At 70.6% G+C, this 23,404-nt stretch carries 22 protein-coding genes; 12 read left to right on the top strand and 10 right to left on the bottom strand.

What is annotated here, in order from left to right:
* The first annotated feature begins 6 nt into the window (after positions 1-6).
* Positions 7-933 carry a ketopantoate reductase family protein gene (locus tag C469_RS06990; protein ID WP_008005091.1) on the top strand — a complete coding sequence of 309 codons (927 nt, stop codon included), beginning with the start codon at positions 7-9 and terminating at the stop codon, positions 931-933.
* A gap of 69 nt (positions 934-1,002) precedes the next feature.
* On the opposite strand, the gene C469_RS06985 is transcribed toward C469_RS06990, so the two are convergent.
* Positions 1,003-1,224, bottom strand: coding sequence for a DUF7556 family protein (locus tag C469_RS06985; protein WP_049911107.1), 222 nt, complete (start codon positions 1,222-1,224; stop codon positions 1,003-1,005).
* A 418-nt stretch (positions 1,225-1,642) separates the two neighbouring features.
* Between C469_RS06985 and C469_RS06980 the strand changes: the two genes are divergently transcribed.
* The 3 genes from C469_RS06980 to C469_RS06970 are packed head-to-tail and all read left to right on the top strand — an operon-like array spanning position 1,643 to position 4,909.
* Positions 1,643-2,491 carry a CBS domain-containing protein gene (locus C469_RS06980; protein WP_008005087.1) on the top strand — a complete coding sequence of 283 codons (849 nt, stop codon included), beginning with the start codon at positions 1,643-1,645 and terminating at the stop codon, positions 2,489-2,491.
* A complete protein-coding gene (gene glyS, locus C469_RS06975) occupies positions 2,492-4,288 on the top strand; it encodes a glycine--tRNA ligase (protein ID WP_008005085.1) in 1,797 nt (598 codons plus the stop codon). It abuts the gene before it with no gap.
* A 3-nt stretch (positions 4,289-4,291) separates the two neighbouring features.
* Entirely contained in the window at positions 4,292-4,909 is a 618-nt protein-coding gene (locus C469_RS06970) for a hypothetical protein (RefSeq protein ID WP_008005082.1), read from the top strand.
* A 143-nt stretch (positions 4,910-5,052) separates the two neighbouring features.
* On the opposite strand, the gene C469_RS06965 is transcribed toward C469_RS06970, so the two are convergent.
* The 4 genes from C469_RS06965 to C469_RS06950 form a co-directional block, all read right to left on the bottom strand.
* A complete protein-coding gene (locus C469_RS06965) occupies positions 5,053-7,971 on the bottom strand; it encodes a DEAD/DEAH box helicase (protein WP_187127444.1) in 2,919 nt (972 codons plus the stop codon).
* 412 nt (positions 7,972-8,383) lie between these two features.
* Complete coding sequence (kynU, locus tag C469_RS06960; protein WP_008005079.1) at positions 8,384-9,805, bottom strand: kynureninase; 1,422 nt, start codon at positions 9,803-9,805, stop codon at positions 8,384-8,386.
* Positions 9,806-9,877: 72 nt separating this feature from the next.
* On the bottom strand, positions 9,878-12,610 hold the full coding sequence (gene leuS / locus C469_RS06955) for a leucine--tRNA ligase (protein ID WP_008005078.1): 2,733 nt from the start codon (positions 12,608-12,610) through the stop codon (positions 9,878-9,880).
* A 111-nt stretch (positions 12,611-12,721) separates the two neighbouring features.
* Positions 12,722-14,992 carry a hypothetical protein gene (locus C469_RS06950; protein WP_008005076.1) on the bottom strand — a complete coding sequence of 757 codons (2,271 nt, stop codon included), beginning with the start codon at positions 14,990-14,992 and terminating at the stop codon, positions 12,722-12,724.
* A 165-nt stretch (positions 14,993-15,157) separates the two neighbouring features.
* Between C469_RS06950 and C469_RS06945 the strand changes: the two genes are divergently transcribed.
* Positions 15,158-15,565, top strand: a complete 408-nt coding sequence (locus C469_RS06945; protein WP_008005074.1) for a hypothetical protein — start codon at positions 15,158-15,160, stop codon at positions 15,563-15,565.
* A 33-nt stretch (positions 15,566-15,598) separates the two neighbouring features.
* On the opposite strand, the gene C469_RS06940 is transcribed toward C469_RS06945, so the two are convergent.
* On the bottom strand, positions 15,599-16,012 hold the full coding sequence (locus C469_RS06940) for an ArsR/SmtB family transcription factor (RefSeq protein WP_008005072.1): 414 nt from the start codon (positions 16,010-16,012) through the stop codon (positions 15,599-15,601).
* Between the two features lie 99 nt (positions 16,013-16,111).
* Here C469_RS06940 and C469_RS06935 point away from each other — a divergent pair, with 99 nt between their 5' ends.
* On the top strand, positions 16,112-16,732 hold the full coding sequence (locus tag C469_RS06935) for a DUF7509 family protein (RefSeq protein ID WP_008005071.1): 621 nt from the start codon (positions 16,112-16,114) through the stop codon (positions 16,730-16,732).
* A gap of 54 nt (positions 16,733-16,786) precedes the next feature.
* Here the strand turns inward: C469_RS06935 and hisE are convergent, their stop codons facing one another.
* The 3 genes from hisE to C469_RS06920 form a co-directional block, all read right to left on the bottom strand.
* Positions 16,787-17,122: a phosphoribosyl-ATP diphosphatase gene (gene hisE / locus C469_RS06930; protein WP_008005069.1), complete on the bottom strand. Its 336-nt coding sequence runs from the start codon at positions 17,120-17,122 to the stop codon at positions 16,787-16,789.
* The gene (gene pdxT, locus C469_RS06925; protein ID WP_008005068.1) at positions 17,119-17,712 is read right to left on the bottom strand and encodes a pyridoxal 5'-phosphate synthase glutaminase subunit PdxT; all 594 of its coding nucleotides are present in this window, start codon (positions 17,710-17,712) and stop codon (positions 17,119-17,121) included. The genes hisE and pdxT overlap by 4 nt, the downstream gene beginning before the upstream one ends.
* Before the next feature lie 117 nt (positions 17,713-17,829).
* Positions 17,830-17,994 carry a preprotein translocase subunit Sec61beta gene (locus C469_RS06920; RefSeq protein WP_008005065.1) on the bottom strand — a complete coding sequence of 55 codons (165 nt, stop codon included), beginning with the start codon at positions 17,992-17,994 and terminating at the stop codon, positions 17,830-17,832.
* A gap of 159 nt (positions 17,995-18,153) precedes the next feature.
* On the opposite strand from C469_RS06920, the gene C469_RS06915 reads away from it, so the two are divergent.
* Together C469_RS06915 and C469_RS06910 are read left to right on the top strand one after the other, a co-directional pair.
* A complete protein-coding gene (locus C469_RS06915; RefSeq protein WP_008005064.1) occupies positions 18,154-18,423 on the top strand; it encodes a thioredoxin family protein in 270 nt (89 codons plus the stop codon).
* Positions 18,424-18,528: 105 nt separating this feature from the next.
* Positions 18,529-18,678: a 50S ribosomal protein L40e gene (locus C469_RS06910; protein ID WP_004049145.1), complete on the top strand. Its 150-nt coding sequence runs from the start codon at positions 18,529-18,531 to the stop codon at positions 18,676-18,678.
* 527 nt (positions 18,679-19,205) lie between these two features.
* On the opposite strand, the gene C469_RS06905 is transcribed toward C469_RS06910, so the two are convergent.
* Positions 19,206-19,847 carry an MBL fold metallo-hydrolase gene (locus C469_RS06905; protein WP_008005061.1) on the bottom strand — a complete coding sequence of 214 codons (642 nt, stop codon included), beginning with the start codon at positions 19,845-19,847 and terminating at the stop codon, positions 19,206-19,208.
* Between the two features lie 117 nt (positions 19,848-19,964).
* On the opposite strand from C469_RS06905, the gene C469_RS06900 reads away from it, so the two are divergent.
* The 4 genes from C469_RS06900 to C469_RS06885 all read left to right on the top strand — a co-directional run bounded on the left by C469_RS06900 (position 19,965) and on the right by C469_RS06885 (position 23,311).
* Entirely contained in the window at positions 19,965-20,147 is a 183-nt protein-coding gene (locus tag C469_RS06900; protein WP_004049114.1) for a DUF5786 family protein, read from the top strand.
* A gap of 4 nt (positions 20,148-20,151) precedes the next feature.
* The gene (locus C469_RS06895) at positions 20,152-20,739 is read left to right on the top strand and encodes an endonuclease dU (protein ID WP_008005058.1); all 588 of its coding nucleotides are present in this window, start codon (positions 20,152-20,154) and stop codon (positions 20,737-20,739) included.
* Positions 20,740-20,812: 73 nt separating this feature from the next.
* Positions 20,813-22,324, top strand: a complete 1,512-nt coding sequence (locus tag C469_RS06890; protein WP_008005056.1) for a glycerate kinase type-2 family protein — start codon at positions 20,813-20,815, stop codon at positions 22,322-22,324.
* A 366-nt stretch (positions 22,325-22,690) separates the two neighbouring features.
* Positions 22,691-23,311, top strand: coding sequence for a uracil-DNA glycosylase (locus C469_RS06885; protein ID WP_008005054.1), 621 nt, complete (start codon positions 22,691-22,693; stop codon positions 23,309-23,311).
* Positions 23,312-23,404 lie beyond the last annotated feature (93 nt).

Here is a 23,404-nt window from a genome sequence, read left to right as displayed (position 1 = left end):
AGGCGTATGGAGGTCCTCGTCTACGGCGCGGGCGCGCTCGGGAGCCTCGTCGGCGGGCTGCTGGCGCGGACCCACGAGGTCACCCTCGTCGGGCGCGACCCGCACATGCGACGGGTCCGGGAGGACGGGCTCCGGATCGACGGCGAGATCGACGCCCGCGTCCGCCCCCGGGCGCTCACCGACGGGACGCACCGCTCCGCCGACCTCGCGGTGGTCACGACGAAGGCGTACGACACGGACGCGGCCGCGCGGGCGCTCGCGACCGGCGAGTACGACGCGGTCTGCTCGCTCCAGAACGGCCTCACGGAGGAGCGGCTGGTCGCGGCGCTCGACCCCACCGTGCTCGCGGGCACCGCGAGCTACGGCGCCCGGTTCGTCGAGCCCGGTCGGGTCACGTGTACGGGTATCGGCGAGGTCGTCGTCGGGGCGCTCTCCGGGGGGACCGACCCGCTCGCGGAGCGCGTCGGGAGCGCGTTCGCCGAGGCCGGGATCGAGACGACCGTCGCCGCGGACATGCCCCGCCGCCGGTACGAGAAGCTCGCGGTCAACGCGGGGATCAACGGTCCCTCGGCGCTCGCCCGGCTCTCGAACGGCGCGACCCTCGACGGGCCGGGCGGCGAGGCGGCCCGCGAGGCGGCGCGGGAAGTCGCGCGCGTCGCCCGAGCCGACGGCGTGGCGCTCGACGAGGAGGCGGCGGTCGACGCCGTCGAACGCGTCGCCGCCGACACCGCCGCCAACCGGTCGTCGATGCGCGAGGACGTGGCCGCCGGTCGCCGGACCGAGGTCGACGCGATCTACGGCGCCGCGACCGAGCGCGCCGACCGGTTCGGCGTGTCGGCGCCGACGTGTCGGACGGTCGCGTCGCTGATCCGAGCGTGGGAGGCCGGGGCGGGGGTTCGACCCGAAGCGGACGCCGACGAAGCGGCGGAGTGATCTCGAACGGAAAACGGACGGGGGTCAGCTGCGACGGCTACGATGGACGCGACGGCTTCTCCAGGGGGCTCAACACCACTCTTCGAGGACGGTGGCGTCGGTCTCGTCCACCGAGACCCACGCGTTCTCCCGGGAGAGGTCCGCGATCACGAGCTCCGGTCGCGACGACGAGGAGTCGATGGACGCCATGATGTCCGGTGAGTCCGCCGCGTCGAGGGCCGGGTCCGTCGGCAACGCCGTCCGGCGGTGATCGGGGTCCGGGTCGTCCCATGGGGTGGAACTCCGTGACATGGTTGTGAATTGTTCACAGTACGTATAAGGGTTCCGGACCGAGAGCGTCCGCCGTCGGCGGATCCGCGATCTGAGGGAGAGATCGGGGACGAGAGCCCGTATCAGTCGTCGATCACGAGTGAAGTGACGGATTGGGGCGTCGATCTGACGAACAGTTTGGCTCGTTGTCAGAGAACCGTTTGGCTCGTTGTCGGAGAACCGTTTGGCTCGTTGTCGGAGTCCCCGCCGCGAGGCGGACGAGGCGACTCGGAGCCCCGGGAACGCCGCTGGAGACCGCTTCTCGAAATCGACTTCGAGACCGCTCCCCGAGAGCGACTCCCGACACCCGGCGAACGGCGGCGCGATCCGGCCGCCGGCCGCCGACCGCTCGCGAACCACCTTCGCAGTATACAAGAGGTGGCACGCTGAAAGACGGTGCATGAACGTATCAGACGCCATGACGCCGCGGTCGGATCTCGTCGTCGTCGAGATCCCGGGGAGCCGGAACGACGTGTTGGAGTACATCCAGGAGTACGGCTTCTCGTCGGTGCCGGTCGTGAAAGACGTCGACGGCGAGGAGGTGTACCGCGGGCTCGTCTCCCGCGACGACCTGATCGAGCAGCCGGACGAAGACCAGCTCGCGCTGCTGATGCGGGAGGTGCCGACGGTTGACGCCGACGACGCGATCGGCGACGCCGCCGCCACGATGGTCGCCGAGGGCTCTCGCCGGCTCCCGGTCGTCGACGGCGAGTCGCTCGTCGGCATCCTCACCGTCACCGACGTGGTGCGAGCCATCGCCCGCGGCGAGATCGACGGCGACACCGAGGTCGGCGGGCTCGCGACCCGCGCGGTCAACGCGACCCACACGGAGACCCCCCTCCCGGTCGCCGAGCGCGAGATCGGGCTGGCGAACGTCCCCTACGCCGTGGTGCTCGACGACGACGCCGGGATCGCCGGCATCCTCACCGAGGTCGACGTGCTGGAGGTCGCCCGCGTCGTCGAGGGCGAGGCCAGCACGGGCGACTCCATCGCCGAGCAGGACTCCGAGTGGTCCTGGGAGGGGATCAAGGCGACCGGCGCCCGCTACCTCCCGACCCGGAACGTCGAGATCCCGGCGGAGGCGACGCGCCACTTCATGACCGCGGACCTCGTCACGGTCAGCGGGACGCGGACCGCGAAGGAGGTCGCACAGGAGCTCATCAGCAACGACATCGAGCAGGTGCCGCTCGTCAACGGCACCGACCTCGACGGCATCGTGCGCGACGTGGACCTGCTGGAGGGCTTATAAATGGCGTCCGAGGCGATCGTCGAGCTGGCGAAGCGGCGCGGCTTCTTCTTCGGCTCGAACGGGGCGTACGGCGGTACCGCCGGCTTCTACACCTTCGGTCCGCAGGGCGCGGCGCTGAAGAAGAACGTCGAGGACGCGTGGCGCGACCGGTTCACCATCCGGGAGGGGAACCGCGAGATCGAGGCGCCGACGATCATGCCGGAGGCCGTCTTCGAGGCGTCCGGCCACCTGGAGGGGTTCGACGACATGCTCGTCGAGTGCGGCGAGTGCGGCGAGTCGCACCGCGCCGACCACCTCGTCGAGGCGGTCACGGAGATCGAGGACGCAGAGGCGCTCCCGGGCGACGAGGTCGAGGACCTCATCGCCGACAACGACATCGCCTGCCCCTCCTGTGGCACCCCGCTCGCCGGCGAGTCGGTCGAGGACTTCAACCTCATGTTCGCGACCGACATCGGCCCCGGCGACGGCCAGCCCGGCTACCTCCGCCCGGAGACTGCGCAGGGGATCTTCGTCGAGTTCCCGCGGCTGAAGGAGTACGCCCGCGGGAACCTCCCGTTCGGGATCACCCAGATCGGCCCCGCCTACCGCAACGAGATCTCGCCGCGCGGCGGGCTCCTCCGGCTGCGCGAGTTCACGCAGGCCGAACTGGAGCAGTTCATCGACCCCGAGGCGGACGAGCCGCCGCTGGACCGCGTGCGCGACGTGTCGGTCCGGCTGTACCCCGCGACCGAACAGGAGGCCGACGAGGGCGAGTACGTCGAGACCACGGTCGGCGAGGCGGTCGACGAGGGGATCATCGGCTCCCCGTGGGTCGGCTACTACCTCGGCGTCGCGAAAGAGTGGTACGACCGGGTCGGCGTCGACCTCGACCGCTTCCGCTTCCGCCAGCACCTCGCGGGCGAGCGCGCCCACTACGCGTCCGACTGCTGGGACGCCGAGAGCGAGGTCGACGGCGACTGGATCGAGATCGCGGGCTTCTCCTACCGCGCCGACTACGACCTCTCGAAGCACGGCGAGTACGGCGACGACGCGTTCACCGTGTTCAAGCGCTACGACGAGCCGAAGACGGTCGAGCGCGCGACCGTCGACCCGGACATGTCCGTGCTCGGTCCCGAGTTCGGCGGAGACGCCGCCGCGGTCGCCGAGGCGCTCGAGACGCTCGCCGAGCGCGACCCCGGCGCGTTCGACGGCGAGACGGTGTCGGTCGAGGTCGGCGAGGGCGACGGCGCGGAGACCCACGAGGTCGACGCCGACGTGGCGAACTTCTCGGTCGAGACGGTGACCGAGAACGGCGAGCACCTCACGCCGCACGTCGTCGAGCCCTCGTTCGGCGTGGGCCGCACCGTCCAGACCCTGCTGGCGCACGCCTACAGCGAGGACGAGGTCGACGGCGAGGAGCGCACGTACCTCTCCTTAGCGCCCGAGGTGGCGCCCCAAGACGCCGCGGTCTTCCCGCTCGTGACCAACGACGAGCGGCTCACCGAGCTGGCCGACCGCGTCGCCGCCGACCTCCGCGAGGCGGGGCTGGCGGTCGCGTACGACGACTCCGGCTCGATCGGCCGGCGCTACCGCCGACAGGACGAGATCGGTACCCCATTCTGCGTCACGATCGACCGCGACGGGATCGAGGGCGACGGCGACGAGACGGTGACCGTCCGCGAGCGCGACTCCGCGGCGCAGGTCCGCGTACCGGCCGGGAAGCTGGCCGAGGAACTGGTCGCGCTCCGCGGGGGCGGCGAGTTCGACGCGCTGGTGGACCGCTACGAGACCGTCGCGACCGACGTCGAGACCAACTGACTCGTGTCCCTTCCGGCGGCGGAGTGGCGGGCCGAGGTGGAGTTCGAGCGGCGGCTGGTGCACTCCGGCGGGACCCTCTACCCGGTGCCGTTCCTGCTCGGCTGGCTCACGTGGACGGAGACGCGCTACTTCCTCGTCGCCGCGCTCGCCGTCGTTCTCGCGCTGGAGTTCCTCCGGCTCGTGGTCGGGCTCGATCACTCGCTCTACCGGAGGCTCACCCGGGAGTACGAGACCGACGCGCTCGCGGGCTACGCGCTGTATCAGGTGAGCATGACCGGCGTGGTCCTCCTCTTGGAGCCGACGCTCGCGATCCCCGCGATGTGGATGCTGTCGGTCGGTGACCCCGTCAGCGGCGCGCTCGGGGACAACGACGCCACGGAGGCGAAGCGGCCCGCCGCGTGGATCGCGATGTTCCTCGTCTGCTTCGGGCTCGCCGTCCCCTTCACGATCCCCGCGTTCGGCCCCGACGTGGGAATCGTCGTCGCGATGGCGGGCGCCGCCCCCGCCGCGGTCGCCGACGGGCTCCCGCCGATCATCCGCGGCGTCGCCGTCGACGACAACCTCACCATTCCGCCCGCGGCGGCCGGCGGGATGCTTCTCGCGGTCGCGGTGTTGGGGTAGACGGGCGAGGAGTTCGAGCGGCGAGCGAGTCCTCCCGGCTGGGGCTTTGGAGGCCGTCGCAGTCGATCCACTGCCAACAACCGCTTATAAACGGGCGATCGCGTCGACACCCGGTAGGGACCCGATCGAACACCGACACGCGTCTAGTCCCAGAACGACTGCGTCCGCGCGTACTCGCGCTCCTGTCGGAGCACGTCGCGGTAGAACTCGTCTTCGTCATCGCGCAACTTGTTGATGATCCGCGCGGCGTTGTGCGGTCCCACCCCGCGAGCCGCCAGCGCGATCACGGCGCGCTTCCCGTGCGTCTGGACGAGGCTCGCGGCGCGGTGGGCGCGCTCGGTGCGCCGCTCCTGCTCGTCGTCCTTCTCGGTCGCCCGGACCGCCGCGACCGTCTCGTCGTCCCACGGGTTCAGCGCGGCGACGCGGGTCGACCCGCAGTCGGGACACTCCGGCTGATCGGGCACGCGTCGCACCTTCGTCGTCCGGTGCCAGTCGGCGCAGTGGAGACAGAAGAGGATGACGCGGTCGTTCCGAATGCGCTCGCGGACCGTCTCGATCACGTCGGCGTCGGCGTTCTCGGGGACGAGGAACTCCGTGCCGGACGAGCGCCCGGCGGTCCCGAGGGGCGTGCGCTCGCGGGCGATCTCGGTCTCGATCGACCCGTCCTGCGCGCCCTCGAGCAGCGTCGCGGTCTCCGCGACCGCGAGGTCGGCGTGGAACACCTCGCGGAGCGCCTCGTCGTAGACGGGCGTCCCCTCTAACGCCGCGAGCAGGCGGTCGCCGCCGAAGCGCCCCCGCCCCTCGCGGTAGCGCTTGACCGACCCGAACTTCGCGGCGACCTGCGCGAGCGTGAACTTGAGCGCGTCGGAGTTTTTCAGGGCGAGTTCGAGGTACGCCGTCAAGCTGTCGGGGTCGGTCGTCTCCAGCACCTCGCGGAAGGTGCCGGGACCGACGCCGTGGGGGACCTCGAACTCGATCCGGTACGGGTCGACGTCCATCCCGACCGACGAACCGGCGCGCTGGCCCACGAGCGCCGCGAGCAGGCGCGCGAGCGTCTCGTTGACCTCGTGGCCGAAGGCGGCGTTGACCGCGACGGTGCGGGCGCTCCCCTCGATCACGACCCGGCGGTCCGTGGGGACTGGATGGCCGGCGTCGACGTGGTCGACGACCGGCTTCAGGGCGGCCGCGATCGTCCCCTCGTCGGCGGGGTACCGCTCCGCCAGATCGCCCGCGACCGCCTCGGGCGTCGAGCCGGCCTTGAGCGCCGCGGCGGCCTCGCCCCGAATTCGTCCGACCTCCTCGGCGACGGGCTTCGGGACCGGAATCTCCCGGCCGATCCACGAGGGGACCTCGCCCGTCGGGTCCGGGATGGGCGTGACGTTCACGCGCTCCTCCTCCTCGTCGACCTCGGTGATCCGCCACATCTCGCCGCGCTGGACGAACGTCTCGCCCGGGCCGGCGAAGTTGACGACGAACCGCTCGTCTAAGGTGCCGATCTGCCGCCGCGAGGACATGTCGTACACCTCGTAGGTGGACTCGTCGGGGATCATCGAGAGGTTCGCGTAGAAGTACTGCCACGTACCCCCCGACTTCTCGAGGGTGTCCGACCCCTCGTCGAGCCACAGCAGGTGGTTGCCGTCCAGTTCGCGGACGATCTCCTGGAACTGCGGCTCGGAGAGGTCGCAGAACGGGTACGCGCTCGTGACGGTCTCGTACGCCTCGCGGGCGTGCACGTCGCCCTCGTCCATCACGACCCCGACGATCTGATTGGCGACCGTGTCGAGGCTGCCGTGGTGGATGTCGGCGGGCTCGACGAGCTCGGCGTCGGCGCGACGCGCGATCGCGAGCGCCTCGAGCGTGTCGTCGCCGCCCTGCGTCACGACGGTGCCCTCGGAGACGAGGTCGCGGCGGTGGCCCGCGCGCCCGACGCGCTGGAGCAGCCGGGCGACCTCGCGCGGGCTCCCGTACTGGACCACGTGGTCGACGCGCCCCACGTCGATCCCGAGTTCCATCGAGGAGGTGCAGACGAGCCCGTCGATCTCGCCCGACTTGAACCGGTCCTCCACGTCGATTCGCACGTCCTTCGAGAGCGAGCCGTGGTGGACCTCGATCTCGGTGGGATCGTCGATATCTCCGGTATCCGCCTCCCGCTCCGCGATCGCCTTGAACCGCGAGCCGAGCGCCTCCGCGGTCTGTCGCGTGTTGACGAAGATCAGGGTCGACTCGTGGTCGGCGACGATCTCGCGGATCGTCCGGACGTGGCTCGCGGTCGTCTCGTCGACCGCCAGCTCGCCGGCCAGGGTCGTGTCGCGATCGGTGATATCGGGGTCGAGCACCCGCACGTCGGTCCGCGTCCCGGCCGCGACCTCGACGATCTCGAACGCGCGGTCGCCCTCGCGGCTCGGGTCGCGCTTCCCCGAGCCGACGAGGAAACGCCCGACCTCCTCGGGGTCGCCGACGGTCGCGGAGAGCCCGATCCGCTGGAACGGCCCCGCCACGCGCCGGAGGCGTTCGAGCCCGACCGTCAGCTGGGCGCCGCGCTTCGCGGCGGCGAGCTCGTGGACCTCGTCGACGACGACGTGGGCCACGTCTTCGAGGGCGACCCGCATCTTCGAGCCCGTCAGGATCGCCTGGAGGCTCTCCGGCGTCGTGATCAACACGTCCGGCGGGTCGTCGGCCTGCTTCGACCGCTCGTACTGGGTGGTGTCGCCGTGGCGCACCGCGACCTCGACGCCGAGCCGGTCGCCCCACCACTCCAGCCGGTCCATCATGTCGCGGTTGAGCGCGCGGAGGGGCGTGATGTAGAGCGCCGAAATGCCCTCGCGGGGCTGGTCGCCGGGCGAATCGCGGGCGTCGACGATCGCGTCGAAGACGGGTAACATTGCGGTCTCCGTCTTCCCGGTCCCCGTCGGCGCGAGGACGAGGGCGTTCTTCCCGTCGGCGAGCGGCGGGATCGCCTCGCGCTGGGGTTCGGTGGGCGTTGAGAATCCCTGCTCGGAAAGGGCCTCCCGGAGTTCGCTCCCGAGGTGCGCGAACGCGTCCATGCCCGACGGTTCCGCCATTATCTGATCGTCGAACGTTGGGCGCTCGGCCGATTAAGCCCGTCGCTGTACGAATTCTGTTTATATGTGATCGACGGTTGGACCGTTGTACTCTCGGTCGCTAGGGGAGAATCGGCGGCGGAGACCTCCAAAGCCCCAGCCGTTGCGGGCGGCGCACGCTCGCTGCGCGCCTCACTCGGTCGCTCACTCCGTTCGCTCCCTCGTTGCGGTGCTTGTGTCGCCTGCGCCGCCCGCAACGGCTGCCCCTTTGAGTCCCACCCCGCCCCGCACAGCAACCTCACACCTCCCCAGCCTCGTCGGCGCGGCGCTTATTAGCGCCGCGCCGACTCCCTCGCGCGGGCTGTTCGCGCCCTCCGGGCGCTCACAGGCGCACGCCACCGCACAGCCATTTATAAGCGATTCCAGGGATCGCCTACGTCACTCCGCCTCCTCCCGTCGCGTACTCCTCGTGCGCCCCAGAATCGAGGATCGCCCCGATCCCGTCGACGACTTCCAGCACGTCGGCGAAGGAGGTGTACGGTGCCGCGGGGCAGACGCGCACCACGTTCGGCGGCCGGAAGTCGACGACCACGCCGCGGTCGGTGAGTGCCGCGCTCAGCCGCTCCGCGTCGGGGTGTTCGAGGGCGACGTGCCCGCCGCGGGCGGCGTGATCGCGGGGCGTGCCGACCCCGACCTCCGGGAGCCGGTCGTCGACGAGCGCGATGAGGAAGTCGGTGAGCGCCAGCGACTTGGCGCGCAGGCGCTCGATCCCGGCCTCCCGCAGGAGCTCCACGGAGCCCTCTAAGGGCGCGGCCGACAGCAGCGGCGGCGTTCCGATCTGCCACGCGCCCGCCGAGTCGGCCGGGGTGTACTCGGTGTTCATCTCGAACTGGGTCGCCTTCTCGTGGCCCCACCACCCCGCCAAGGCGGGCGTGAGCCCGTGGTGGCGCTCCGCGACGAACAGCGCGCCGATAGAGCCGGGTCCGGCGTTGAGGTATTTATACGTGCACCACACCGCGAAGTCGACGCCGGCCTCCCGGAACTCGTGGGGGACCGCGCCCGCGGAGTGCGCGGCGTCGAACCCGGCGTACGCGCCCGCCTCGTGGGCGGCCTGGGCGATCCGCGACACGTCGAACAGTTGGCCCGAGCGGTAGAGCGCGGTCGGCATGAAGACGATCCCCACGTCGTCGTGCGTCGCCAGCGCGCCCTCGACGTCTCGGGGGTCGATCGTCCGCCCGTCCCGGCTCTCGACGACGCGGAGCGTCTCGTCCGGGTCGAGCCCGCGCTGTCGCAGTTGGGCGCGGACCGCGTAGTGGTCGGAGGGGAAGTCGAGTTCGTTGACGAGGACGGCGGGGTCGACAGCGGGGTCCCACGTGCCGTCGGCCCGCTCGAACCCGGCCCGCTCCGGCCCGTTGCCCGCCAGCAGCTCGTCGAGGAAGGTGCCGACGAGCGTGTGGACGTTCACCGTGATCGAGTTGCCGACGACGACCTCGCTGGGGTCGGCGCCGACGAGGGGCGCGAGCGCGTCGCCGAGCCGCTCGCCGACCGAGAACCACGGCGGGTCGGCGTCGGTCCACCCCGAGATGAGCAGGTCGCGCCACTCGTCGACGACGCGGTCGAGGCTCGCGAGGGCGGCGTCGCTCGCGGGGCCGAGCGAGTTGCCGTCCATATATAAGACGCCGTCGGGGACGCGGTACCGATCCGCGAACGCGGAGAGCGGGTCGTTGTCGTCGAGGCGGGCGGCGAGGATAGCGGGGTCGGAGGCGGCGGCGTCGCCCGCGTCCCCGTCATCCGCGCCGCCGCCGAGCCCGCCGCCCGCGAGGGCGTCGCGGGCGGGAGCGTAGGGGTCGTCCATACGCGATCGGGTGCCGCCGCCGACTAATCGCTTCCGGGGACGGACGAGGTATTTAAAAAACTGACCGAGCCGCTACTCGACGATGTCGATCGCGGGCCGACCCGGCTCGGCCTTGCGGACCACCGAATCGTCGGCGTCCGCGGCGCGCTCGACGCGGACCGGTGCGTCGAACTCGCGCTCGATCAGCCACGCGGCCGCGCGCAGCGCCTCGTACTCGTCGTCGCCCGACAGGGTCTCTCGGAGCGCCTCGCGGTTCGCCTGCAGGTCCTGGCCGTACGAGGCCGCGTCGTCCCCCTGTTCGCGGATGTGGGACTCCTGCATCAGCTCCGAAATGAGGTTGTCGGCGTCGCTGTCGATCGCGATGTCGAGGGCGTCGTACTTCCAGTCGGGCGCGACGACGACGTCGATGCGTTCGGGGTCCTCGATGCCGGCGACCGCGACGATGTCGCGCACGTCCTCGCGGGTGTTGGCGACCAGCCGGCGGCGGCGCTCGACCGTCTCGCGGTCGGCCGTCGCGGTCGGCCAGTCGGCCTCGACGACGAACCCGTCGCGCCCGAGGGTCTCCCACAGCTCCTCGGCGAGGTGCGGGACGACCGGCGCGAGCAGGCGGACGGCCGCGTCCAGCCCGCGCTCGTAGGTCTCCGGGTGCGGCTCGGCGTGCTCGCGGTAGCTCCGGAGCGTCCCCACGAGGTCCTGCGCCTCACGGAGCGCGACGTTGAACGTCAGGTCGTCGTACTCCGCGCCCGAGATGGCGACCGCGGCGTCGACCTCGCCGGCGACGTAGTCGTCGATTTCATCGCGGTCGGCGTCGGCTGGGTCGCCGTCGCCGGCGAGCGCGATCTCCCCCGTCGCGTACCCCTCGACCAGGTCGGTCAGCCGCGCCAGGAAGCGGTGGGTCGACTTGACGCCCTCCTCGGACCAGTCGAAGTCGCGCTCGGGCTGGGCCGCCTGCATCATGAACAGCCGGGCCGTGTCGGCACCGTACTCGTCGACGATGCGCTGCGGGGAGACCGTGTTCCCCTTCGACTTGGACATCTTCTCGCCCTCCAGCTGGACCATCCCCTGCGCCAGCAGGTTCGTGAACGGCTCGCGGTGCTCGAGCCCCTCCTCGTCGGCCAGCACCTTGGTGACGAACCGCGAGTACAGCAGGTGCATCACGGCGTGTTCGATGCCGCCCACGTACTGGTCGACCGGCATCCAGTCGTTCGCGCGGTCCAGGTCGAAGGGGACCGCTTCGTCACCGGGCGAGACGTACCGCAGGAAGTACCACGAGGAGTCGACGAACGTGTCCATCGTGTCCGTCTCGCGGGTGGCCGGCCCGCCGCACTCCGGGCAGGTCGTCGCCTTCCACTCCTCGGCTGCGTCGAGCGGGTTCCCGGTCGTGTTGATGAACTCGGGCAGTTCGACCGGCAGGTCCTCCTCGGGCACCAGCACCGAGCCGCAGTCGTCGCAGTGGACGACCGGGATCGGGGTCCCCCAGTAGCGCTGTCTGGAGATCCCCCAGTCGCGCAGGCGGTACTGCGTGGTCGCCTCGGCGCTCTCGATATCTTCGGTGAGTCGTTCGCGGGCCGTCTCGCTGTCGAGGCCGCTGTACTCGCCGGAGTTGATGACGACGCCGTCGTCGGTGAACGCCGCCTCGCTCACGTCGGGCGCGTCCGGGACCGTCTCGCCGTCCCAGTCGTCGGGTTCGGGCGCGACCACCGGCTCGATGTCGACGCCCATCTTCTCGGCGAACGCGTGGTCGCGGTCGTCGTGGCCGGGGACCGCCATCAGCGCGCCCGTCCCCACGTCCGAGAGGACGAAGTCGGCGACGAAGACGGGGATCTCCTCGCCCGTGGCGGGGTTGGTGGCGGTGAGGCCGGTCGCGACGCCGTTCGGCTCGTCGCCTTCGGGGTCGGCCTCGTGGTGGACGAACTGATGGATCTCGTCGTCCTCCGCGGCCAGCTCCTCGCTGATCGGGTGGTCCGGCGCGAGCGCGAAGAACGTCGCGCCGTGGATCGTGTCGACGCGAGTGGTGAACGCCTCGACGGGGCCGTACTCCCGCGGCTCGGTCCCCTCGCCGCGTCCGTTCGAGGCGCTTCGCGCCTCGCCGATCTCGAAGTCCAGCGTCGTCCCGTGCTGGCGGCCGATCCAGTTGCGCTGCATCTGGCGCACGGAGTCGGGCCACCCCTCCAGCTCGTCGATCGCGTCGATCAGCTCGTCGGCGTACTCCGTGATCTCCAGGAACCACTGGTCCAGGTCGCGGGTCTCGACGGGCGTGTCGCAGCGCCAGCACAGCTCGTCGTCGCCCTCGACCTGCTCGTCGGCGAGGACGGTCTCGCAGGAGGGACACCAGTTCACCTCGGCGTCGCGGCGCTCGACGAGCCCCGCCTCGTGGAACCGGCGGAACAGCCACTGGTTCCACTGATAATACTCGGGGGTACAGGTGGTGATCTCCCGGTCCCAGTCGTAGCCGAACCCCATCGACCGCATCTGCCCTCGCATCGTGTCGATGCAGTCGAACGTCCAGTCGCGGGGGTTGGTGTCCCGCTCCTTGGCGGCGTTCTCGGCGGGGAGCCCGAACGCGTCCCACCCCATCGGATGGAGCACGTCGTCGCCGCGCATTCGACGGTACCGGGCGTACGCGTCCGTGATCGTGTAGTTGCGGACGTGGCCCATGTGGAGCTTCCCCGACGGATACGGGTACATTCCCAACACGTAGGTGGGGTCGTCCACCTCGTCCGGCGTGCGATACACGGAGGCGTCGTCCCACGCCTCCTGCCACCGTTTCTCGACCGCGGTGTGGTCGTAACCCTCCTGAGACATCTGCTTATATACCCGTGGTCGGGTCGGCGTCGTATAGCTTTCCATCCAGTGGTGCGGCGTGTCACACCCCCTCGTGGGCGGCGGTGTGGCCGGCCGAAACCGGATCGCCGCCTACAGCTTCCCGGCGTTTTGCGCCTGCTCGACCCGCCGCGTCGCCTGCTCGACCCGCCTGTCGGTCGCGTTCGCGAGGCCGGGCGGGAGCCCCTCGCGCGCCGCCTCGAGCCGCTCTTGGATCCGAGCGATCCGATCGAGCACGTTCTGCAGCTGGCGATCCGTCCCCTCGCCGTCGCCCTCGCGGGCGCGCTCCTCGGCCCGTTCCGCGGCCTCGACCGCGGCGGCGAGGGCTCGTTCGAGCCCGTTGACCGCGTTCGACGGGCCGCCGGCGGAGTCGTTCCCGCCGCCGCTCCCGCCGCTCGTGTCGTCGCTCCCGTCGTCGTCATCGTCGTCTCCGTCGTCCGAATCGCCGTCGCTCTCCGCCGCCGCGACCGCGGCGCGCGTCTCCTCGGCCACGTCCGCGACGTAGCCGGCGAGCGGGGCCGCCCCGGTCTCGGGGCGGTCGATCCGGATCGGATCCCGCCCCTCGTCGCCGTCGGAGTCGTCACCGTCGTCCGAATCGTCGCCGTCGTCGCCCCCCGACCCCGGCGGGTCCGGGTTGACCCGGTACGCCCCGATCTCGTCGTCGGCGTCGCGCACTTCCGTCGTGTACGCGCCGCCGGCGTGGACGTACACCGCGTCGCTCCCGTCGATCGCGGAGTCGTAGATCCGGCCGGCGAAGTCGTCCTCGATCGCCGTGCGGGTCAGGTCGACGTCGCTCTCCGCGTCGTCGAGCTCCACTTTCGTCGCGTTCTCGCGGGCGACGAGGGGGATCTCGCCGTCGACGCCGGCGGCCGTCACGGGCTCGTCGGCGGAGACGGTCAGCCGCTCGCTGTGGGGGGCCTGCCCGGCGCCGTTGACCGTGAGCCGGTGGTCGCCCTCGGGGACCCCGTTCGCGACCGCGATCCCGCCGCCGAACGTCGGGACCGCCTCGGGGTCGCTCTCGATCAGCACGAACGACTCGGTGACCGCGTCGGTCGTCGTCAGCCCCTCGCCGGCGGGGGCGTCGTCGCTCTCGGTCGCTCGCGTGACGCGGGCGACGACGGCGTCGAGTCCCTCGGCCGCTCCGGCGCCGAACGACTCGTCGTCGGCGATGGCGTCGTACCGGTCGGCGAGCTCCGCGCGGTGGTTGCCGGCGGTCACGTCGCGCGCCGGGTTCTCGTACCGCGGCTGCTCCCACGGGACGCCCGTGGTCGTGATGTGGCCGGCGAGGGCGTCCTCGACCGCCTCCGGGACCGCAAACTCGAAGCTGAGCTGCGGGCCGGTGAACGCCGAGATGTCCTCCAGCTCGGCGGTCTCGACGAGGTCGTACGCGACCACTTCCTCGGCGGTCTCGTCCGCGACCGGGTCCTCGCGGTCGGCGTGCCGGAAGGCGACTCCCGTCTCCCGGAGCGGGAGGTCGGTCGGCGGCGACCGCAGCGCGTCGAGCGACCGGATCGAGAGGGCGTCGTCGACCAGGGACTCGGCGGTGACCGAGGGGAGGTCCGGATGCTCGTAGATCGGCGCGCCCTCGTACTCGGGGACGACGAACGGGAGCCGCATCCCCTCGTCGCGGGGGAGCCCGTACGCGATGGGGATCCCGAGCAGGTCCTCGACGGTGTCGATCGTCGTGTTGGTGATGTCCGCGAGCAGTCCCTCCTCGCCGACCCGTCGGAAGCCGTCGGGGATCTCGTTGACCGAGAGGGTGCTGGAGTGCGAGCCGAGCTCGGTGAGGATCCGAGGGACCGCGTCGGGATCGGGGTCGAGGAACTCGTTGTTCGGCACGCTGCGGGAGTGCGAGCTGGCGACGTACAGCTGCGGGTCGCCCGTGTCGAGGTCGACGAAAACGTGGAGCACCTCCCAGTCGTGCCAGTGGAAGTTGGCCGTGAACTGGTCGAACGCGGAGTAGATCCAGAACTGGACGACCGCGAGCGGGGAGTCCTCGTAGCGGACCCCGTTGTAGAAGACGGTCGGGTCCGGCGGCTCGCCCGCCTCGTCGTACCGCTCGTGGTAGCCGTCGAACGCCGCGAACCCGTCGACGACCGTCTCGCCGTCCTCCTCGACCGTGTACGGTCGGGGGTCGGTCGGGAACCACGGCTCCGCGGCGTCGAAGTACAGCGTCGGCGCGAACCGCGCCGCGAGCTCGTCGAGCCGGTCCGGCTCCAGTCCGATCGTCGCGGCGTCGTCCGGTTCCGAGCCGGAACAGCCCGCGACCGCGGCGCTCCCGGCCCCCGCGAGCGCGCCGAGGACGGTCCGGCGGTCGACGCCGGAGTCGGACCGATCGCCCGCGGCGTCGGCGCGATCGGTCACGGGCGCACCTCCGGGTCGTCCGTGGGCGGAACGTCCGTCGAAGACCGCGGCTCCGAATGCATTTCACTAGGTCACGACCGCAGCGGCGAATAAGTCTTCTGACGAACGGACGAGCGGAGCGCTCCCGGGAGAAGGTATTTGCGGCCGGCCACCCGACTCCGGGGTATGGACGGCACGAAGGCCCTCTACTACGCGGCGATCGGGCTCGCGGTGTTGATCGGGGTCAGCATCGTCGTCTCCGTGGTCTCGGCGCTCTTGAGTCTCGCGTGGGCGATCGTCTCCGGGATCGTCACGCTCGCCGTGCTCGCCGGCGTCGTCTACGTTCTTTATAAGGCCGGTGCGTGGCTGTTCGGCGGCGACGACGCGGACTACTCCGCGAGCGACTCGCTCGGGACGTCGGGATCGTCCTCGGTGGCGTCGACCGGTAACGCCACGGAGAGCCGACAGGACCGCCTCCGCCGGCAGTACGTCGAGGGACAGATCAGCGAGGCGGAGTTCGAGCGCCGGATCGGCGAGGAACTGGAGACCGAGGAGCGCGACGACATCGACCGCGAACTCGAACGGGAGCGGTAGCGCCGTCGGTAGCTCGCGGAACGGTCGTCCCGATCAGTGGTCCGCGGAACTGTCGTACATCGCACCGAACTCGCGTTCTCCGCGGATCAGTTCGTCGATTCCATCGGTGAGTGTTACTTCGCCGAACACCGTCGCCCGATAGTACGCGTACAGCCCGTCCTGACCTCGATCGGTTCGCTGACGCTTCTCGACGAGCCCGACGTCCACGAGCTTGTTAAGATGGTAATGGAGCGTGCTGTCGTCGATATCGATCGCTTCTTCCAGTTCCTTGGGACTCATCTCTTCGCCGTGAACGAGGCGGTAGAGAATCTCGTAGCGAGTTCGGTGCCCCACGGCGGCGTGCATCGCGAGGTACTCGTCGAGGCTGAGGACGCTCCCTTCCGGCAGGAGATCGGCTGGATCCTCGGGGAACTCCCCGCCGGCGGTTCGCGTGTCGTTCGTCGACATCCTATCGACGGATCGGTGTGCATTCGATTTAGTATTTCCCAAGCCAACATACCCAAAAAAACCGCTTTTTTATATACTGTCCCGCCGAGATCATCGGTCATGAGCGTGGAGATCACGCGTGATCTGATAGCCGATCGGTTGGGCCACGTCCGACACGACCGATTTCTGTTCTATCTGATGGGCCCGTACAAATCGTTCAACCTCAACTACATCCTCGACGAACGGGAACGTCGCGAGGTTAACGTGGCCGATCTTCCGGGACCGCTTCGCCGGCTCTTTCAGAGCAAAGACGAGGTCGATGCGGCGCAGGCCCTTCTACGGCGGTTACAGGGTGATCTCCGGGTCCACCCGGGGGTCAACGCGTTTCTAGCGCTCGACGTCGGCGTGGACACCGACGCCGTCGACGCGGCGACACAGAGCATCGAGTTCGCTCGACACAGTAACGCGACGGCGTTCGTGCTGCCGTTTCTCGGGCACAACTTCGGTGTCGGAGAGGAGGCCGGAAGCATCCTCGAAGCGCTTTCGGAAACCCACGGCGACCGATTGATATTCGTCCACGAGGACTGCGTCACGAGCGCGATGATCCGCTCGGCGAGCGTTCGCTGGGACGTGCGTGTCGAAACGTACGAGACGGAGGCCGAACTCGCGTCGAAGCTCCGGCTGTTCGTCGGCGAGATCATGCACGGAGAGCGCCGCGGCGAACTCGACCGGCCGGACTGATCGCCGGACCGGATCGGCAGCTCCGAATCGGCTAGCGTTGACGGGTCGAGCCCGTCAGAACCGGTCCCGCAGCTCCTCCCGCAGGTCGTCGAGGTCGAGGTCCTTCATCGCGAACAGCACGAGGAGGTGGTAGACGAGGTCGGCGCTCTCGTAGGTGAGCTCGTCGAGGTCGTCGTCCTTCGCCGCGAGGATCGTCTCCGTGGACTCCTCGCCGAGCTTCTCTAAGACGGCGTTCTCGCCCTTCTCGTGGGTGAACAACGAGGCGGTGTACGACCCCTCCGGAAGCTCCTCTCTCCGCGACTCGATGGTGGCGAACAGCTCGTCGAGGACGGCCTCGGAGGGGACCTCCGGATCGTCGCCGGTTTCGCCGCCCGCGTCCGGGTCGCTCACGCGACCACCTCCCGCTCGGGGAAGAAGGCGAGGTCGTGGACCCGCGAGTCGTCGGTGAGCTCCGGATGGAACGCGGTGGCGACGACGGGGCCGTCCCGGACGGCGACCGGCCGGCCGTCGACGGTCGCGAGCGTCTCGACGCCCCCGCCGACCTCGTCGATGAGCGGCGCGCGGATGAAGACGGCGTGGAACGGGTCGTCGAGCCCGGTCACCGGTATCTTCGCCTCGAAGGAGTCCTTCTGCCGGCCGAACGCGTTGCGGTCGACGGAGACGTCGACGAGCCCGAGCGCGTCGACGCGGTCGTCCTTCGCGTCCCGCGAGCAGACGATGAGCCCGGCGCAGGTGGCGAGCACGGGCTTCCCGCTCGCGACGTGGTCGCGGATCTCGGGGGCGATCCCCTCTCGGTGGATCAGCCGCGAGATGGTCGTCGACTCCCCGCCCGGCATGAGGAGCGCGTCGCAGTCGGGAACGATCCCCGAGTCCCGGACCTCGACGATCTCCGCGGGCTCGTCGTGGGCGGCCGCGGCGCGCTCGACGGCCGCGGCGTGTTCGGCCACGTCCCCCTGGACGGCGATGACGCCTGCTTGCATGGGAATCGGTCGGTGGGGGACGGGCAAAAAGGGCGCGCTACGGAGCGGAACGCGGGAAGCGGGAAGCTGCCGAAGTCGGTGAGGGCGGCGAGCGGGACCGAACCCCGAGCGGTCGACCTATGCGGCCGTCAGCGAGAGGATCTGTACGAACACGCCGAAGAGGACGCAGAACGCGAGGACGGTTTTCGGGTTAATCGTGATCGCGTCCCGGTCGTCGCTGTCGAAGTAGCGGACGAGCCCCGCGCTGGACATCAGCCCGCCGGAGTTGGAACCACTGCTCATACCCGAGAGTGTGCTTGGCGGCGTTCTAAACGTTTCGTTCGGCGATCGGTACGTGCCCGCTCGGCGCGTCGATCCGACAGCGGCGACCGCAGTTCGACGCCGGCGCGTGCGCGAGTGGGAAACCCTTATGCGCGGCCCGGCGGTAGATTGCGCCGGATAATGACTGTTCGACTGCTGGATTTTCACGCTGACTGGTGCGGCCCGTGTAAGACGCAGGACCCGATTCTGGAGGAGATCCAGGAGGACCTCGGCGACGCCTTCGAGCTGCAGAAGGTGAACGTCGACGAGGAGCAGGACGTCGCCAACCAGTACCAGGTGCGCTCGCTGCCGACCCTCATCGTCGAGAACGACGAGGGCGTCGTCGACCGGTTCGTCGGCGTCACCCAGCGCGAGGACATCGAGGCCGCGCTCTCCGAAGCGGGCGCCTGACGGAGCACGTCGCGAGCTCTCGGGGCTCTCGGGACGCTCGGAGGCGACCGGGCCCGACCCGCCGCGTCTCGCAACCTTTTACAGCGTCGGCCCGACAGTAGCGGTATGGCCAGTTTCGACGCCGCGGAACGCCGCAACCTCGACCGACACATCTGCATGCGCTGTAACGCCCGCAACTCCCCGGACGCGGACCGCTGCCGCAAGTGCGGCTACACGAAGCTCCGCCCGAAGGCGAAGGAACGCCGCGCCGCGTAGACCGGTCCTCGACCGGCCCCTCGTTTCTCCTGCAGATCGCTTCTCTAGAGCGGTCGGTCCGCGCGATCGAGGCCCGATCCGGTGTGTGGCGCGGGTCCGAGCGGTGTGTCTCCGCGGGACCGGCGTTTTTTCGGCGGGCATTTATAAATGATTGATCATGGATCGCCGGAGAACACCTCCAAAGCCCCAGCCGCGAGGCGGGCGGACGCTCGCTGTGCTCCTCGTCACTCGCTCCGTTCACTCGTTGCGGTCCTTACGTCGTCATCAGAACGCTCTGCGTTCTGATTGGCTCACGAGAGCTCCGCTCTCGTGAACGCCTCCGCCCGCCTCGCGGCTGCCCCTTTGAGTCCCACCCGACTGCAACCGCACAGCAACCGCACCTCTCACCTCCCCAGCCTCGTCGCTGGCGCCAGCGGCGCCAGCGACTCCCTCGCACCGTCGGTGAGCGGCCTCGAGGCCGCTCACCGGGGCGCGCCACCGCATCTCTATTTATAAACAGTCGCGAGCGTTGGCCGCCTGTTCTCCCGCTACTCGTCGGGGTACTTCGGCTCGCGGCGCTCCGCGCGCTCGGTGGCGCGCTCGATGACCTCGCGGACCGTGTCGGAGCCGTCGCTCGCGCGGTAGACGTCGCCGTGGCCGGGGTACATCGCCTCGACGGTGTCGGGGAGCACGTTGAGAAGGGTGTGGAGGCTCTCGATCAGCTCCTCGCGCGACTGGCCGGCCATGTCGGTGCGGCCGAAGGATCCGTCGTCGAACGCGCCGTCGTTGTAGACGACCACGTCGCCGGAGTAGAGCCGCTCGTCGCCGGCCAAAGCGACGTGGTCGTCGGCGTGGCCGGGCGTGAACACGACCTCGCAGGGCTCGTCGCCGACGAGGATCTCGTCGCCGTCGACGATCCCCACGTCGCGTCGCGGGTGGGCGGCGTTGGCGTAGAGCGTCGCGTCGAAGCGGTCGAGCACCGCGTCGAGCTCGCCGACGTGGTCGTGGTGCTGGTGAGTCAACACCACCCGGTCGAGCCCCTCGACGCCGGCCTCCTCGAGCGCGTCGGCGATCACCTCGTCGACGCCCGGCATCGTGCCGGCGTCCACGAGCGTCGTCGCCTCGCCGGGCACGAGGTACGCGTTGCAGGTGAACTCCTCCGCGTCCGCGGTGACGGTGATCGGCTCCATACGCCCACGAAGGGCGCCCGAGGGGTAAAAGCGTGCAGTCCCCGCGGGAGACCGTTTCCGGACCACCCCGATCCGCCCGGGGATTTATCCGTCGCGGCGTGTTAGCTCTACTCACATATGGGCTTCGGAAGCTACGACGAATCCGAACAGGAGAACCAAGACCTGGACGCGGATTTCGACGACGACGACGGAGTCCGAGCCGCGGAAGAGGTACACGAGGGGTCCGTCGACTACGAGCCCGGCGCGTCGAACGACGAGCTGCTCGACCGGCTCCAGGAAATCAAGTCCGAGGAGACCTGATCGGGTGAGTCAGCCGAGCCGGACGCTCGGTATCGCGTTTTCAGACGGTGACCGAACCAGCTACTTAGCCGGGGCCGTCGTCACCGCCGACGGGGCCCTCGACGGGCTCGGGTTCGGGAGCTGCACCGTCGGCGGGGTCGACGCGACCGACGCCGTGCTCGCGCTCGTCGACCGGCTCGGTCGCGAAGACGTGCGCCACGTCGCCGTGGCGGGGATCGCGCCCGCGTGGTTCAACCTCATCGACCTGCCGCGAATCCGCGACGCCGTCGCTCGACCCGTCTACAGCGTGAGCTACGAGGAGAGTCCCGGACTCGAACCGGCCTTGCGCGAGGCGTTCGACGGCGAGGCGCTCGCGCGGCGGCTCGACATCTACCGGTCACTACCGCCCCGGGCTCGGGTGGAGCGCGACGAGACGGGGGAGTCCGCCGGCGACCCCCTCGAACCCCTGTTCGTCCGCGCGGTCGGGGTGGAGACCGACGACGCGGCCGCCGCGGTCCGCGGGCTGGTCCGCGAGGGGTTCCGCCGGCCGGAGCCGCTCCGGATCGCCGCGATCGCGGCGAGCGCGCATCGGGAGGCGACGGCGGAGGGGTGATCGACGTCCCGACGGAGCCGATCGCGGCGCCGGTCCGCGTCGGATATATGTCGTCCCGCCGATATCCCCCGCTATGACCGACGACAACTCCGCGATCGACGACGCCGCGACGTTTCGCGACCGCGAGCGACTCGCTCGGACGCCGGCCCGCGAGACGGCCCTCGACTGCCTCGCGGCGGGGATCGAGGCTGCGCTCCCGGAGCGCCTGATCCGGGACGCCGTCTCGGTCCGAGACGGGACCCTCCGGATCGAGGACGCCGACGGGGCGGTCGGCGAGTACGATCTCGACGCGTCCGACCGGGTCGTCCTCCTCGGCGCGGGGAAGGCGACGGCGGGCGCGGCAGAGGGGGTCGCCGGCGTGCTCGGCGAGAGCGACCGAGAGCTCGACGAGGCGCTCGTCGTCACGGACGACCCGCCGGAGGCGTCGGAAAACGGCTCGGCCGAAGCGTCGGCAGCGGACGGGATCGACGTGCTCCCGGGCGATCACCCGCTGCCGAGCGACCGGGGCGCCGAGAGCGCCAGACGGCTCCTCGACGCCGCCGAGCGCGCCGGTCCCGACGACCTCGTTCTCGCGGTTATCACCGGTGGGGGAAGCGCGCTGCTCGCCGCGCCCGCGGACCCGATCTCGGTCGGCGACCTCCGCGCGCTCACGTCGGGGCTCCTCGCGTCGGGCGCGTCGATCGACGAGATCAACGCGGTCCGGAAGCACTGCTCGGCGGTGAAGGGCGGGCGGTTGGCGCGCGCGGCCGCCCCCGCGACGACCGTCACGCTCGCGGTCAGCGACGTGATCGGCGACCCGCTCGACACGATCGCGAGCGGCCCGACCGTTCCCGACCCCTCGACGTACGCGGACGCCCTGGCGGTCCTCGACCGGTACGACCTCGACGCGCCCGCCGGCGTCCGCGAGCGTCTGTCGGCGGGCGCCGAGGGGGAACTGCCCGAGACCCCGACCGCGGGCGACCCGGCGTTCGCCCGGAGCGCGGCGTTCGTCGTCGGCAACGGGCGGACGGCGCTGGACGCGGCCGCGGAAGCCGCGGCGGACCGGGGGTACGAGCCGCTGGTGCTCTCGGCGAGCGTCCGGGGCGAGGCGCGCGAGGCCGGGACGACCCACGCCGCGATCGCCGAGGAGTGCGCCGCCCGCGGGTCTCCGGTCGAGCCGCCGGCCGTGCTGCTCTCCGGCGGCGAGACGACCGTGACGCTCGCGGACGCGGAAGAGCCGGGGACCGGCGGCCCGAACGCGGAGCTCGTCGCGAGCGCGGGGGTGGCGCTCGCGGAGGGGCCGCTAGGGGACGAAGTCGTCGAGGGAAGCGGGGACGAGAGTGGAGGCGACGACACCCCCCGAGTGGTCGTCGCGAGCGTCGACACGGACGGGCTGGACGGGCCGACCGACGCCGCCGGAGCGATCGCGGACGCCGCGACGCTCGACCCCGACGCCGCCCGAGACGCCCTCGACCGGCACGACGTGTACCCGCTCCTCGACGACGCGGGCGCGCTCCTGTGGACCGGGCCGACCGGGACCAACGTCAACGACCTGCGGGCGATCGTCGTGGAGACGCGAGACGGAGGGGAGGGACGTACTTTATAAATAAACGAGGCGGTGGCGCGCCCCGGCTCGCGGCCCAGCGGGCCGCGAGACGACGGTGCGAGGGAGTCGGTGGTCCGGAGCAACGCGGAGGACCACCGACGAGGCTGGGGNTGGTCCGGAGCAACGCGGAGGGCCACCGACGAGGCTGGGGAGGCGTGAGGTGCGGCTGCGGTCGCGGATGGGTGGGACTCACAGGGGCAGTCGCCGGCGGCGAAACCGCAGCTGGGGCTTTGGAAGCGTTCGACGCCGCTCTGCCGGCAACCGCGTATAAATAGCTGACACTACCAACGCGATCGAGACGCTACCGCATCGAACCGTCGTCGCGAGGCGGACGGACTTATGTCGACCCCGGCCGCACCTCGATCCATGACCGAAAGCGAAGGCGCGCTCGACGAGGACCTCCGAGTGCCGTCCTGCGAGCGCTGTCCGGCGCTCGTCGAGTCGCGGAGCCGGATCGTCGACGGCGTCGGCCCGACGGACGCCGAGCTGCTGTTCGTCGGCGAGGGCCCGGGCGCACAGGAGGACGAGCGGGGCGAGCCGTTCGTCGGGCGGTCCGGCGACGTGCTCGACGACGCGCTCCGCGACGCCGGGCTCGCGCGGGCGGACGTGCGGATCACGAACTGCGTGCGGTGCCGTCCGCCGGACAACCGCGACCCGACGACCGAGGAGTTAGCGAACTGCCGCGGGCACCTCGAAAGCGAGATCGACCGGCTCGATCCCGCGCTGATCGTGACGCTCGGGAAGGTCCCGAGCGAGCACCTCCTCGACCGCTCGGTGGCGATCACCTCGGAGTCGGGCGACGTGGTCGACGCGCGGATCGCGGGGGCGTCGCGGCGCGTGCTGCTGTCCGTCCACCCGGCGGCGACGCTGTACGACCGGAGCCAGCGCGACGGGTTCTTCGAGACCATCGCACGGGCCGGCGAACTGAGCGGCGTCGGAGGGCGGGAGGGCGGCGGCGACGGCCAGTCGCGGTTGGGAGAGTTCTGATCCGGCGGTCGGACGCCGCCCGGACCAGACGGTCGTTCATGATCTATATAGAAAACATAGAAAACGATTAGTCGCGTGAGCGAAAGAACCGGT

The sequence above is a fragment of the Halorubrum lipolyticum DSM 21995 genome, assembly GCF_000337375.1.
In the GTDB taxonomy this organism is placed as follows: Archaea; Halobacteriota; Halobacteria; order Halobacteriales; family Haloferacaceae; genus Halorubrum; species Halorubrum lipolyticum.
Note: the sequence above shows the minus strand (reverse complement) of the source record. Positions and strands in the feature narration are given on the sequence as shown.

Coding starts and splice junctions, on each gene's coding strand:
- C469_RS06915 (WP_008005064.1), top strand. CDS start 18,154: ATGACTGTTCGACTGCTGGATTTTCACGCTGACTGGTGCGGCCCGTGT.
- C469_RS06920 (WP_008005065.1), bottom strand. CDS start 17,994: ATGAGCAGTGGTTCCAACTCCGGCGGGCTGATGTCCAGCGCGGGGCTC.
- C469_RS06905 (WP_008005061.1), bottom strand. CDS start 19,847: ATGGAGCCGATCACCGTCACCGCGGACGCGGAGGAGTTCACCTGCAAC.
- C469_RS06935 (WP_008005071.1), top strand. CDS start 16,112: ATGAGCGTGGAGATCACGCGTGATCTGATAGCCGATCGGTTGGGCCAC.
- C469_RS06885 (WP_008005054.1), top strand. CDS start 22,691: ATGACCGAAAGCGAAGGCGCGCTCGACGAGGACCTCCGAGTGCCGTCC.
- C469_RS06990 (WP_008005091.1), top strand. CDS start 7: ATGGAGGTCCTCGTCTACGGCGCGGGCGCGCTCGGGAGCCTCGTCGGC.
- C469_RS06910 (WP_004049145.1), top strand. CDS start 18,529: ATGGCCAGTTTCGACGCCGCGGAACGCCGCAACCTCGACCGACACATC.
- C469_RS06980 (WP_008005087.1), top strand. CDS start 1,643: ATGAACGTATCAGACGCCATGACGCCGCGGTCGGATCTCGTCGTCGTC.
- C469_RS06945 (WP_008005074.1), top strand. CDS start 15,158: ATGGACGGCACGAAGGCCCTCTACTACGCGGCGATCGGGCTCGCGGTG.
- leuS (WP_008005078.1), bottom strand. CDS start 12,610: ATGTCTCAGGAGGGTTACGACCACACCGCGGTCGAGAAACGGTGGCAG.
- pdxT (WP_008005068.1), bottom strand. CDS start 17,712: ATGCAAGCAGGCGTCATCGCCGTCCAGGGGGACGTGGCCGAACACGCC.
- C469_RS06985 (WP_049911107.1), bottom strand. CDS start 1,224: ATGTCACGGAGTTCCACCCCATGGGACGACCCGGACCCCGATCACCGC.
- C469_RS06890 (WP_008005056.1), top strand. CDS start 20,813: ATGACCGACGACAACTCCGCGATCGACGACGCCGCGACGTTTCGCGAC.
- kynU (WP_008005079.1), bottom strand. CDS start 9,805: ATGGACGACCCCTACGCTCCCGCCCGCGACGCCCTCGCGGGCGGCGGG.
- glyS (WP_008005085.1), top strand. CDS start 2,492: ATGGCGTCCGAGGCGATCGTCGAGCTGGCGAAGCGGCGCGGCTTCTTC.
- C469_RS06900 (WP_004049114.1), top strand. CDS start 19,965: ATGGGCTTCGGAAGCTACGACGAATCCGAACAGGAGAACCAAGACCTG.
- C469_RS06940 (WP_008005072.1), bottom strand. CDS start 16,012: ATGTCGACGAACGACACGCGAACCGCCGGCGGGGAGTTCCCCGAGGAT.
- C469_RS06965 (WP_187127444.1), bottom strand. CDS start 7,971: ATGGCGGAACCGTCGGGCATGGACGCGTTCGCGCACCTCGGGAGCGAA.